The organism is Colwellia sp. E2M01, assembly GCF_018860585.1.
Taxonomy (GTDB): domain Bacteria; phylum Pseudomonadota; class Gammaproteobacteria; order Enterobacterales; family Alteromonadaceae; genus Colwellia.
The window spans coordinates 138,388-151,333 of the sequence record NZ_JAHKPR010000010.1; the positions used below are offsets into that span (position 1 = coordinate 138,388).

The window sequence follows — 12,946 nt, forward strand, 5'->3', positions numbered from 1 at the left end:
ACCTAAACAAATTCGCCTTGTTATTGCACATCGAGCATAGCTCTGAGTTGGGAAGAAATTTAATCAAATTGGTATTACACTGATTAATTTAAAGCATGAATAAAAAAAGCTTAGTGATTAAAATCACTAAGCTTTTTATGTATCAATTGTTTTAGATTATTGATTATCGATAAATTCAGTCACATCAGGCAGGCTAGTAAATGCTATTTCGTCATCGGTGTCTAATGTACAATCAAGAGCTTCTTGGTGAGTTTCTTCTACGCATACATTCATATAACCTAACTCATTATTAAAAGCCAAGCGTCTTATGTGGTCACCATCGTTATCTAGAGAAAGCACGCCACTTTCTAGAACAGTAAAACCTATACTCGTCAAGTCAAAGGTATCGTAGTACCATTCCCCATCTTCGTATTCAGCGACGTAAAGAGTTACACCATTAAGTTCTTCTTCTGTAAAGGCAAGCTCTGTCTTATTCGGCTCTGTAATACCATCACTTTGAGCCTCTATAAATTCAGTTACAGCAGAAAGACTAGTAAATGCTCTTTCATCATCGGTTTCCAATGTACAATCAAGTGCTCCTTGATGAGATCCTTCAATACATACATTCATATATCCGATATCATTATTAAAAGCTAAACGTCTTATATAATCACCGTCGTTGTCGAGAAAAATAACACCATCATCTAAGATGGTAAAACTTATACTCGTTAAATCAAAAGTATCGTAGTACCAAGCCCCATCTTCGTATTCAGCTATGTAAAGAGTTATGTCATTAAGCTCTTCTTGCGTAAACGCATGAGCTTCTTCATTTGATAAAATAGAAGCTGCGCCTAAAACGGCAAAATCAGCACTATCATTTTGTTCATCAGGTGTGATTACTTGAATTAGGTGATCTAAATTTGTATTTTCGTTGTTATCTAAACGTGTAATAGTCCATGTCCATTGATCTCCATAACTATCTGATTCTACATAAACTACTTCACCATTAGCGTTAATACTCCATGTGATAGGATTAAAATCACTATCATTAAATTTAATAGTACCAACACCAGCAGTATTAAAAATAACAGTATGCTCTAAAAATAAAGCATTAGAGGCAATATAATTACCTGCTATATGGTAGCTTTTACCAGCAATCTCAGTATTGAAATATTTATCTCCTCTTGTTAGGTTTTCTGAAGAGGTTGATTCATCATCTTTTAACGTAATATTTAATGTTGTCTCAGAAATGTCTGAATTTGAATAAAGTGTTTCTTGAAAGTGGGCAATAGCGTCATCGGTGCTAATAAGCGTGTTTATCGTACTATCATCTTGACCAGCGTTCGCTATTAATGAAGTAATAGCAGGTAAAGCTTCAAACTCTGATTCAGAGAGTGAAAAGTCAACAGGTGTTGCGACTGAAATGGCAGTATCTGTTATCGTTAACCCATTAGCTGGGTCACTATCTTGATCTAACGTTTGCAGTAATCTAATAATATTCACAACGGTTGTATCATTAGTTTTATCTGTTTCTGCTAAGTCTAAAGGCGTTACTGTACCTTTTGCGGTAACAGCTGGAAATTCAAGATCTCCAATAAAAAAAGTAACTGTCTCTCCTGGCAAGTAATTATATTCACCTAAAGAGTTTGTTACTCCTTCAAGTGTTTCTGTACGATAACCAATATTAATAACAGCACTATCGAGGAAAACTCCAGTACTTTTAGTTAAGGAAATAATATTAACAGTGTCAGCGGTACTATCTTCGGTACCATCATTAACTATTAATTGTGCAGTGTAAGAACCATCTATATCTACTGTAAAGCTGGGGGTTATATCGGTAGAATTTATTAATGTGGCTGTACTGCCAGAAGGTATATTTACCAGTGACCATTGATAAGTGAGAGTATCTGTATCGGCATCTGAGCTGTCACTGCCATCAAGTGATATAACGTCACCAGTCGTTGCGTTTTGATCTATACCGGCATTAGCAATAGGTGCTTTATTTTGAGGAGTTTGTTCTTCATTTGACTCATCGGAGCTAGACCCCCCACAACCAGATAAAACAGATATTAATACTAATCCTTGCAATATTTTTAACATATTCTTCTCCATACATTTTATTGAATAATAATAAATTAATACTAGTATATAAAAAGAATAGATTATATAGGAAGAATTGGTGTATATAATTACAAGAATAATGAGTTTATGAATATAAAAGACATAAAAAAACCGACATAAGTCGGTTTTTAAATATTTTGTATTATCAAATAAATTAATAATACAAAGCGTTATTCATAATAACTACAGCGAAAGCAAAAATTAAAGTGCTTTGATTGCTGCGTTTAAACGGCTCTTAGAACGAGCAGCTTTGTTTTTATGAATAAGACCTTTACTTGCGTAACGGTCTAAAACAGGTGTAGCAGCAGCGAATTCTTTTGCTGCAACTTCTTTGTCACCAGCTTCAATAGCTGATAGTACTTTTTTAAGTAAAGTACGCATCATTGAGCGACGACTTGCGTTATGTTGACGGCGCTTTTCAGATTGTCCTGCGCGCTTCTTAGCTTGCTTTGAGTTAGCCAAGGTGATCTCCTAAAAGATTGATTATAAGCTTAAATTTAAGGCGACGAAATATGCCTGTTTTTTAGCTGGTTGTCAAATGTTTTAATTGTTTAATTTACGCAAAAGGATAAAAATATCGCTAGAGGGCTTATAAAAGCAATTAAAAAGAATATGGTCGATGTTTACGACTAAAAAATAGTCGATAAAAACAAACACGTTGTGAACAGCGTAAGTATACATTGTTTAAATAGGTAAAATCATCACATAATACGCATTATTTATTTTTGTTTGTTTACTACATATTAAAATCACCCATAAAACAGTTTATAACTTAGTAAGCTATAGGATTATTTCTTGAGTAAAAAATTAATTAAATCGGGACTCATTGTCAGTGTAATGACTTTAGTGTCGCGGGTTTTAGGATTAATACGCGATATCGTTATTGCTAATGTGATGGGCTCTGGGGTGATGGCTGATGTTTTTTTATTCGCCAATAAAATCCCTAATTTTTTACGTCGTCTGTTTGCTGAAGGAGCTTTTGCTCAAGCATTTGTACCAGTATTAAGTGAATATCAGGTAAAAGATGAATTACATGCCGAGCAAGCGCAAACTCAAAACACCTTTGATGAAACACGTTTATTAATTGCACAAGTTTCAGGAACATTAGGTGTTATTGTTACCGCGGTTACCTTATTTGGCATGCTCGCCTCGCCACTATTTGTAATGCTGTTCGGTTTCGGTTGGTTTATCGATTGGTTTGAAGAGGCTCCTGGCGGTGAAAAATTTACTTTAGCGCACAACCTACTAACTATTACATTTCCGTATTTATGGTTTATTAGTTTTACTGCGCTCTCGGGTGCAATACTCAATACCATGGGGCGTTTTGCTGTCTCTGCTTTTACGCCAGTTTTACTTAATGTTGCCATTATTAGTATGGCTATTTATGGTGCTCCTTATACGCAAAGCCCTGCACATGCATTAGCATGGGGTGTGTTTTTAGGTGGTTTAATTCAATTTATCTTTCAAGTGCCTTTTTTGTACAAATCAGGCATGTTGGTAAAACCCAAATGGGCTTGGCATAGTGCTGGCGTAAGTAAAATTCGTAAATTAATAATCCCTGCGTTATTTGGTGTGTCGGTTACTCAAATTAATTTATTACTTGATACTTTAATTGCTAGTTTTTTAATTACCGGTTCAATCAGTTGGCTGTATTATGCAGACCGATTACTTGAATTTCCGTTAGGGTTATTTGGTATTGGTATTGCCACCGTTGTCCTGCCGAGTTTGGCGAAATTACACAGTAAAAATAATCCTGCAGAATTTAGTGCAACGCTTGATTGGGGCCTTAAAGTGGTTAGCTTGTTTGGTTGGCCGGCACTTGCCGGCTTAATGGTTTTAGCGCAGCCAATAATTATGGTGCTTTTTATGCGCGGAGAATTTAGCCAGCAAGATGTACTGCAAGTCTCTATGGCATTATTCGCCTATCTTTCTGGCCTATTAAGTTTTATGTTTATCAAAATATTAGCGCCTGGCTATTACGCCCGTCAAGATACCAAAACCCCCGTAAAAATAGGAATTATTGCTATGCTTGCTAATATGGTTTTCAATTTAATGTTGGCACCATTTTTTGGTTATGTAGGTTTAGCCATTGCCACAACTATGTCGGCAACCTTAAATGCCTGTTTGTTGTATCGTGGCTTAAAAGCGCAAGGGGTTTATCAATTATCAGCCCCTACTATTATTTTTATGGCTAAGTTGATAATTAGCGCTGGCGTGATGGCTTTAGTAGTTGATCAATTATCGAGTGATTTTGATGTTTGGTTGGCAATGAATTTTTTCGAACAGGTACAACAGCTTACCTTATGTATTGTGGCGGGTATTGGCAGTTATTTAGTGATGATTATTCTATTGGGCGTACGTCTTGGTGATTTTAAAGTGTTAATAAAAAGCCCGCAGAAGCAGTTAGACATAGAGTCATAATTAGAATCGAGTGGCGACCAATCATTAATTAATATTTAGCTATTACTTCGTCAATATACGTATTGAAATAAAACAGTTTAAATAAGCATAAAAAAAATGCGCTAACTACTGATTATTCGTACGTGCTGGTATATAATTCGTCGGTTTATTTTATGCGAGTGTCAAAATTGACATTCGTCAGAGGCTTATTTAGCCGTTTTATTAGTGGAATTTTACAGTGTTCAATGGCTGAAAACTCGTTTTTTTCGGTGTTTTTCCTATTGATTTTAATATGTTAATTTTTCCATGCAGTGTGATAATGAAGGCAGAATAATAGCTAATGCAGTTAGTTCGCGGGTTACATAACATTCAATCAGCAGATCATGGTTGTGTATTAACTATTGGTAATTTTGATGGTGTGCATTTAGGGCATCAGCAAATAATAACAACACTGGTAGAAAGAGCTAAAGCCTTAAATTGTGTGGCGGCGGTGTTGGTTTTTGAACCACAACCGCAAGAGTTTTTTGCCCCAAATACGGCTCCCGCACGATTATGTAGATTACGTGATAAATATAATTTATTAGCAAAACTGGGCGTACAACGCCTTATTTGCGTCAACTTCAATGCTAAGTTTGCTAACCAAAGTGCCGAGTATTTTATTGATAATTTACTGGTTAAAAAGTTAGGTGTTAAACATCTTATTGTCGGTGATGATTTCCATTTTGGAAAAAATCGTAGCGGTGACTTTTCCATGCTTTGCAGAGCTGGAGAAAAACACGGCTTTGCGGTAACCGATACAAAAAGTTTTAAAGTACTTGATGCACGTATTAGCTCAACAGCTATACGGCAAGCACTAGAAGATGATGATTTAGACACTGTTAAACAAATGTTAGGTAGAGAATACGCGATTATTGGTCGAGTATTTCATGGCGACAAACGTGGTAGGCAATTAGGCTTTCCTACCGCTAATGTTTTGCTAAAAAGAACTGTTTCACCACTTAACGGGGTTTTTGCCGTTATGGTAAAAACACTACAAGGTGAGTTTAAAGGTGTTGCCAATATAGGTGCAAGACCAACGGTTGCCGGTATTAGACAGCAACTAGAAGTACATATATTTGATTTTGATAACAATATATACGGACAAAACATTGAAGTGACAATAAAACAGAAATTGCGCTCAGTGATGAAATTTGAAAGCCTTGAAGCGCTAACTGCGCAAATACATCAAGACAGCGAACAAGCAAAACGAGTACTGGCTTAGCCGTTACTTAAACAATTGCAGTAAATTGTTGCTTTAATAGCACGTTAGCAATTGTAATGATTAGAAACAAAGAATTAAATTCACATAAATTAACAGTTATAAATCTGGTTGATCTTTATAACTACTTATTACATTTGTCAGCCAACATAAACGGATAATGATTTAAATGAGTGATTACAAACAGACCCTGAATTTACCAGCCACTTCTTTCGCGATGAAAGGTAATATGGCTAATCGTGAACCTAATATGCTCAAAGATTGGGCGGCTAAAGATCTTTACGGCAAAATTCGTGAAGCTAAAAAAGGCAAAAAGTCATTTATTCTTCATGATGGCCCTCCTTACGCTAACGGTAATATTCACTTAGGTCATGCTGTTAATAAAATTTTAAAAGACATTATTGTTAAATCAAAAACCCTATCAGATTTTAACTCGCCTTTCGTACCGGGTTGGGATTGTCATGGTTTACCTATCGAATTAATGGTTGAGAAAAAAGTCGGTAAACCCGGTCATAAGGTTAGTGCGGCTGTTTTTCGTGAAAAATGTCGTGAGTACGCGGCTAAACAAGTGAACGGTCAACGTGAAGACTTCAAACGTTTAGGTGTTTCAGCTGACTGGGAAAACCCATACTTAACGATGAACTTCGATACCGAAGCGAATATCATTCGTTCGTTAGGTAAAATTGTTGAAAATGGTCATATTCATCAAGGCTTCAAACCTGTGCATTGGTGTACAGACTGTGGCTCGGCTTTGGCCGAAGCTGAAGTTGAATATCAAGACAAACAGTCTCCTGCTATTGATGTTAAATTTACAGCCTTAGATCAGTCTATCAGCAATAAATTCTCTCATCCTGATGGTCATGAAGGTGAAGGCGAAATTGCTTTTGTTATCTGGACTACAACACCTTGGACTTTACCTGCTAACCGTGCAGTAGCACTTCATGCTGATGTTGAATACACACTAGTACAATGTGAAACATTATCTGCGGGTGAAGAAGGTAAGCAACGTTTGGTTATCGCATCAGATCTCGTGACTTCTTGTATGGATCGTTTTGGTATCACTAAATACCATGCGTTAGGCTTCTGTAAAGGTGCTGATTTAGAGTCGCTACAAGTTCAACATCCGTTTTATGACTTCTCTGTACCGGTGATTTTAGGTGAGCATGTAACAACTGATTCAGGTACTGGCTCTGTGCACACTGCTCCTGGTCATGGTGTAGAAGATTTCGTGGTTGGTAAAGAATACAACCTCGAGGTAGCTAACCCTGTTGGCGCCAATGGTGTTTATTTAGATGATACGCCATTACTTGCTGGACAACATGTGTTTAAAGCTAATGCGAGCGTTGTTGAATTATTAAAAGAAAACAATGCCTTGATACATCATCATGCGATTGAGCATTCTTACCCGCATTGTTGGAGACACAAAACGCCAATTATTTTCCGCGCTACGCCGCAATGGTTCATTTCTATGGATCAAAAAGGTTTACGCGATGCGTCATTAAAAGAAATTGAACAAACACAATGGATCCCTGATTGGGGTCAAAGCCGCATTCAATCAATGGTTGAAGGTCGCCCTGACTGGTGTATTTCACGTCAACGTACGTGGGGCGTGCCAATGGCATTGTTCATTCATAAAGATACTGGCGCGTTACATGAACGTAGCCTTGAACTGATTGAAGAAATAGCACAACGTGTTGAGAAAGAAGGTATTCAAGCGTGGTTCGACCTAGAGGCGCAAGAGCTTATCGGCGATGATGCTGAAAACTTTGTTAAAGTGCCAGACACTCTTGATGTATGGTTTGACTCAGGTACTACGCATTTCTCAGTAATTAATGAGCGTGCAGAATTTGATGGTATTGCTGACTTATACCTTGAGGGCTCAGACCAACATCGTGGTTGGTTTATGTCGTCAATGATCTCTTCAGTGGCTATGACCGGTGAAGCGCCATACAAAGAAGTACTTACTCACGGTTTTGTAGTTGATGCTAAAGGTCACAAAATGTCTAAATCAATAGGCAATGTGATCACTCCAGGCGAAATTACCAAAACTTTAGGTGCCGATATTTTACGTTTGTGGGTTGCATCTGTTAACTACACGCAAGAAATCACAGCTGGCGATGAAATATTTAAACGTCAAGCTGATGCTTACCGTCGTATTCGTAATACTTCACGTTTCTTATTGTCTAACTTAAATGGCTTTGAACCAGCTAATCATTCAGTTGCGTTTGATGACATGGTAGCACTTGATCGTTGGGCTGTTGAAAAAGCTGCACAATTACAAGAAGAGATTATAGCCGCGTACGATAAATATGAGTTACATGTAGTTGTACATAAGCTTATGAATTTCTGTACTAATGAGCTAGGTGGCTTCTATCTTGATATCATCAAAGACAGACAGTACACAGCGAAGAGTGATTCAAACGCACGCCGTTCATGTCAAACTGCAATGTATTTAATTGTTGAATCAATGACCGCATGGATGGCGCCAATACTGTCATTTACTGCACAAGAGGTTTGGGAAGCATTACCATTGCCTGTAAGTGGTGAGCGTGATGATTTTGTATTTACCGGTGTTTGGTTCGATGGTTTAGCAAAACACCTTGCTAATAGCAGCTCAGAGAATGAGCTTAATAATGCATATTGGTCAGAATTACTGAATGTTCGTGGTGAAGTTAACCGTGCCTTAGAGCAAGCCCGTAAAGAAAAAACAGTGGGTAAAGCATTAGAAGCACAAGTGACTTTATACGCAACGCAAGATTTAGCTACTAAGTTAGCTAAATTAGGTGAAGAACTACGCTTTGTATTAATTACTTCAAAAGCCACTATTGAAACAGTTACCGCTGCACCTGAAAACGCACAGGCAACTGATATTGACGGTTTGTGGTTATCTGTTGCCCCTGCAGAAGGTGCTAAATGTGACCGTTGTTGGCATGTAACCACTGACATTGGCGAAAGCGAAGCGCACCCTGAATTATGTGGTCGTTGTATTACCAATGTTGATGGCGACGGTGAAGTAAGACAGTTCGCCTAATTTACTTTGTTAGTAAAACCAAACATTCACTTACAGAATGTTTGGTTTACTTGACTGACTAGCTTAATGACTTAGGTTAAGCTAATCAGTACAAAATGATAAGTAATTACCTACCTAATTCCGCTAGATGAGATTACCTTCAGTGAAAAAATTATTTAAAGATACTGGTTTAAGTTGGTTATGGTTAACCATACTCTTTTTAATCATCGATCAAGTAACAAAACAATGGGTCGCTAATACCTTTGACTACCGCGAAACTTTAGCCGTATTCCCTTTTTTCAATCTAACGTATGTTCATAATCCAGGTGCAGCATTTAGCTTTTTAGCTGATCAAGGTGGTTGGCAGCGTTGGTTTTTTACCGCTATTGCTAGCATCGCAAGTATTGTCTTTATTGTGTGGATGGCAAAAACCCCGAAACAACAAAGTTTATTATGTATATCATTTGCATTTATTTTAAGTGGTGCGCTTGGTAATTTAATTGATCGAGCAATGTTTGGCTACGTAATAGATTTTCTCGACTTTTATTGGGGCGATAAACATTTTGCAGCTTTTAATGTTGCTGACTCGGCTATTTTTGTTGGTGCTGCATTAATGATCTTTGAATCCTTCACTAATAAAGAGTCTAGTAAAGAAAATAAAACAAATAACTCAAATAAGGCGGAAAGCTAACAATGACCGGCTCAACTCAAATTCAAAGTGACTCTAGTATTCTTGTTCATGTAACAATGAAACTAAGTGATGGCTCGGCGGCAGACAGCACTAAAGTAAATAATAAACCTGCTAAAATAATCATGGGTGATAACAGCATTTCACCGGCATTTGAAGCTGAATTATTAGGTATGAAACAAGGTGATTCAAGAGAATTTACTTTAGAAGCTAAAGACGCTTTTGGTGAGCCAAACCCGGATAACATTCATTACATGGATGCAGATAAATTTACCGCAGAAGTACCGGCTGAAGTAGGCAATATCATTACTTTCTCACAACCAGGCGGTGAATTGCCGGGTATGATCAAAGAAGTGAATGGTACATCGGTGACTATTGATTTTAACCACCCTCTAGCAGGACAGACTGTAACCTTCGTCATCGACCTAGTCGAAATACTATAATTTATCCGCTTAAATACTCTTTTTCTTTGTTGCAAAGTATTCACATAGAAAAAACTATGCTTCATACTTAGCGCCTCGAGAACGAGCATTTAATTCGAATAAATGTTTGTTCGCCTAAATGTCGTTTTTCGGCGTTGCTTGGCGCTCGCATAACTTTTTATTCTTATAGTAAAGTATGCGTCGCTTCAAGCGCCTTGAAAAACAAAATTTATTTCGAACAAATGTTGTTTGGTTTGAAGCTGTTTTTATAAATTAAAGACCCTAAATTCGCGTCGTCATCCCCGAGATGTCTTGTCGGGGATCCAGGTTCTAATCGGTTGTTAATTAAATGCTTTGCAAAAGCTACTTTATAAACTAACAGCTCTAAAGTCGCGTCGTCATCCCCGAAGTGTCTTGTCGGGGATCCATGCTCTTAAAGGTAAACGTTAGAGTAAACCACAGTAAGTATATCGATAGTTTATTTTTACTCGAATCATTCTATAGGAAATTAGTATTGTGAATTATTTAGCACTTGATGCTTCCACCGAAGCTTGTTCTGTTGCATTAGAAGTGAATGGGAAAATGTATTCTCATTTCGAACTTTGCCCGCAATCGCATAGTTTACAATTGTTGCCTATGATTGATGGTTTATTAAAAGAAGCAGGAATAAAGTTAGCTGATCTTGATGGCCTTATTTTTGGTCAAGGGCCAGGTAGTTTTACTGGCGTTCGCATTGGTGTTGGTGTTGCACAAGGTTTAGCTTTTTCGGCTAACTTACCTGTTGTAGGTGTATCTAGCTTGCAAGCTATGGCACAGGCGGCTTTTATCAAACAGGGTGAAACTAAAGTTATCGCGACAATAGATGCGCGTATGGCTGAAGTTTACAATGGTTATTTTGAGCTTGATGAACATAATATTATGCAAGCACAACTCGCCGAAGCGGTAACGCCACCAGAGCAATTTGCTGAGCATTTAGCTAAGCAATTACCTCGTGTGATTAACGATACGTTTTATGCGGTGGGTACTGGTTGGGATGCATACCCAACTGAGTTAGGTGAAAAATTACTATCATTAAAAACCAATCAAGCAAGTCCTGAAATATTATTTCCTAGTGCTGAGGCTATGTTAGTTATTGGTAAAGGAAAGTTAACACAAGGGCAGGGCGTATCAGCAGAAAATGCTCAGCCAGTTTATGTACGTGATACTGTTTCATGGAAAAAGCTTCCAGGTAAAGAATAATCATTTACTCAGTTATTTAACGGAACAATAATGGCCAATAATTCACAAATCACCAGTGCCAGTTTTTGGCAAAAATATCAGCTATATTTCCTCCTCATTGCCGCTGTTGTCATTAGACAAATCCCTATTGTTTCTATTCCGCTTAATTGGTTAGAAACTTATTTTCATGAAATTAGCCATGGTATTGCTGCTTTACTTACTGGCGGTGAAATTATCAGTATTCAATTATTCTCTAATGGCTCAGGGCTTTGTACAACAAGAGGTGGTATTGGTTTTTTTATTACCTTTTTTGGTTATGCTGGCGCTACATTGTGGGGTTGGTTGCTGTTTAAATTAGCTAAAAGTCATCAACGAACGGCACAAATAATCTCAGCCTTAATGATTGCGCTGTTGGTTGCTTCAATTATATTGTGGGCAAGGGATCTTTTAACTATCATCATTATTGTGTGTTTAGTGATAATTTTTATTTTCACTATAAAAGTACGCCGCTTACATTACTTGCAATTATTGTTAAAATTTTTCGGTTTAAGTATTTTATTAAATAGCTTATTTAGTCCAATCTATTTATTCGATGGGCGCGCCTTAGGTGATGGTGCTGCATTAGCATCAATGACTTTTATCCCTGAATTTATATGGGTGATAATCTGGTGTGTGATAGCCCTTGCTGCACTTTATTCGTTAATTAAATCTAATAAATAAGTTACATTGAATAAAATTGACTCCTGAAAGTTCAACACGCCCTAATCTAAGGTTTGATTTATGGTTAGTAATACAGACGTTAATTCGGAACAACTAAACAATACTCAGATTGAAGAAATAAGCTATCAACTTGATGACATCAAACTTACTGCCCTTGCTTGCGGAAGTGAAAATCATCAACCTATATTATGTTTACATGGTTACCTCGATAATGCGGCTAGCTTTTTGCCATTAATGCATGAAGTTACACAAGCAAGTATGCACGAAACCATCCCTAAAAATAATCTACTAACTAACAGGCGTATTATTGCTTTAGAGTGGCCAGGTCATGGTCACTCATCTCATCGTTCTAATGGCGCGCATTATCACTTTGTCGATTATGTAAGTGACTTACTTGCTTTGTTTACACTGAATAATTGGCAGGCAATAGATATTGTTGCTCATTCTATGGGCGCTATGATCGCAAGTGCGTTTGCCGCAGCGTTTCCTGAAAAGGTTAAATCATTAACACTAATAGACTCGTTTGGTTTTGTTTGTGCACCTGTAGAGCAAACAACTAAGCAGTTGCGCGAAGGATTATTGAGTCGTTATCAATCACCAGTAAATAAACGTGTTAAACCTACTCGACAGTTTACCGAGGCAATAGCTATAAAAGCGAGAATGCAGGTTTCAGACTTACCAGCCAAATATGCAAGGTTAATTGTACAAAGATCATTAGTGTTAGTTGAAGAAAATGGAATTAAAAGTTTATACCGTTGGCGTTCAGATCCGCGTTTGCGGACAATCTCGCCTTATCGATTAAGTTTAGCGCAAGGCCAACAGTTATTTAGTGATATTAAATGCCCTATACAATTAATATATGGTGATCATGGCATGAAGATGGTGGCACAAGGTTTAGATAATTTCTCAACTACGCAAAAAAAAGTAACCACTATTAAGTTAGCGGGCGGTCACCATGTTCACATGGAGCAAGCGAAAGCATTAGCGACTATGCTTAATAGTTTCGTTAATCGCATTAGCCGCCATGTGTAAATTATGCTTTAATGATAAAAATTTGATAAAACAGTTTCTTACAATAATAATAACAAAAGCGTTTATATAATAAGTGTTGCTAAAATATAAAGTAAATC

The 12,946-nt window shown here is 37.3% G+C and carries 10 protein-coding genes; 8 read left to right on the top strand and 2 right to left on the bottom strand.

The window, feature by feature from the left end:
* Positions 1–156 precede the first annotated feature (156 nt).
* Positions 157–2,079, bottom strand: coding sequence for a PKD domain-containing protein (locus KO502_RS01390; RefSeq protein ID WP_216020762.1), 1,923 nt, complete (start codon positions 2,077–2,079; stop codon positions 157–159).
* A 222-nt stretch (positions 2,080–2,301) separates the two neighbouring features.
* Positions 2,302–2,562 carry a 30S ribosomal protein S20 gene (rpsT, locus tag KO502_RS01395; protein WP_101342964.1) on the bottom strand — a complete coding sequence of 87 codons (261 nt, stop codon included), beginning with the start codon at positions 2,560–2,562 and terminating at the stop codon, positions 2,302–2,304.
* A gap of 333 nt (positions 2,563–2,895) precedes the next feature.
* Between rpsT and murJ the strand changes: the two genes are divergently transcribed.
* The 8 genes from murJ to KO502_RS01435 all read left to right on the top strand — a co-directional run bounded on the left by murJ (position 2,896) and on the right by KO502_RS01435 (position 12,848).
* Positions 2,896–4,521, top strand: coding sequence for a murein biosynthesis integral membrane protein MurJ (gene murJ, locus KO502_RS01400; RefSeq protein ID WP_216020763.1), 1,626 nt, complete (start codon positions 2,896–2,898; stop codon positions 4,519–4,521).
* Positions 4,522–4,840: 319 nt separating this feature from the next.
* Positions 4,841–5,761, top strand: coding sequence for a bifunctional riboflavin kinase/FAD synthetase (ribF, locus tag KO502_RS01405; RefSeq protein WP_216020764.1), 921 nt, complete (start codon positions 4,841–4,843; stop codon positions 5,759–5,761).
* A gap of 166 nt (positions 5,762–5,927) precedes the next feature.
* On the top strand, positions 5,928–8,789 hold the full coding sequence (ileS, locus tag KO502_RS01410; RefSeq protein ID WP_216020765.1) for an isoleucine--tRNA ligase: 2,862 nt from the start codon (positions 5,928–5,930) through the stop codon (positions 8,787–8,789).
* A 127-nt stretch (positions 8,790–8,916) separates the two neighbouring features.
* Positions 8,917–9,459, top strand: a complete 543-nt coding sequence (lspA, locus tag KO502_RS01415) for a signal peptidase II (protein WP_216020766.1) — start codon at positions 8,917–8,919, stop codon at positions 9,457–9,459.
* Between the two features lie 2 nt (positions 9,460–9,461).
* A complete protein-coding gene (gene fkpB, locus KO502_RS01420; RefSeq protein WP_216020767.1) occupies positions 9,462–9,899 on the top strand; it encodes an FKBP-type peptidyl-prolyl cis-trans isomerase in 438 nt (145 codons plus the stop codon).
* A gap of 495 nt (positions 9,900–10,394) precedes the next feature.
* Positions 10,395–11,117 carry a tRNA (adenosine(37)-N6)-threonylcarbamoyltransferase complex dimerization subunit type 1 TsaB gene (gene tsaB / locus KO502_RS01425; protein WP_216020768.1) on the top strand — a complete coding sequence of 241 codons (723 nt, stop codon included), beginning with the start codon at positions 10,395–10,397 and terminating at the stop codon, positions 11,115–11,117.
* 30 nt (positions 11,118–11,147) lie between these two features.
* Positions 11,148–11,816: a M50 family metallopeptidase gene (locus KO502_RS01430; protein ID WP_216020769.1), complete on the top strand. Its 669-nt coding sequence runs from the start codon at positions 11,148–11,150 to the stop codon at positions 11,814–11,816.
* Between the two features lie 60 nt (positions 11,817–11,876).
* Positions 11,877–12,848: an alpha/beta fold hydrolase gene (locus tag KO502_RS01435; RefSeq protein ID WP_216020770.1), complete on the top strand. Its 972-nt coding sequence runs from the start codon at positions 11,877–11,879 to the stop codon at positions 12,846–12,848.
* The last annotated feature ends 98 nt before the right edge of the window (positions 12,849–12,946 follow it).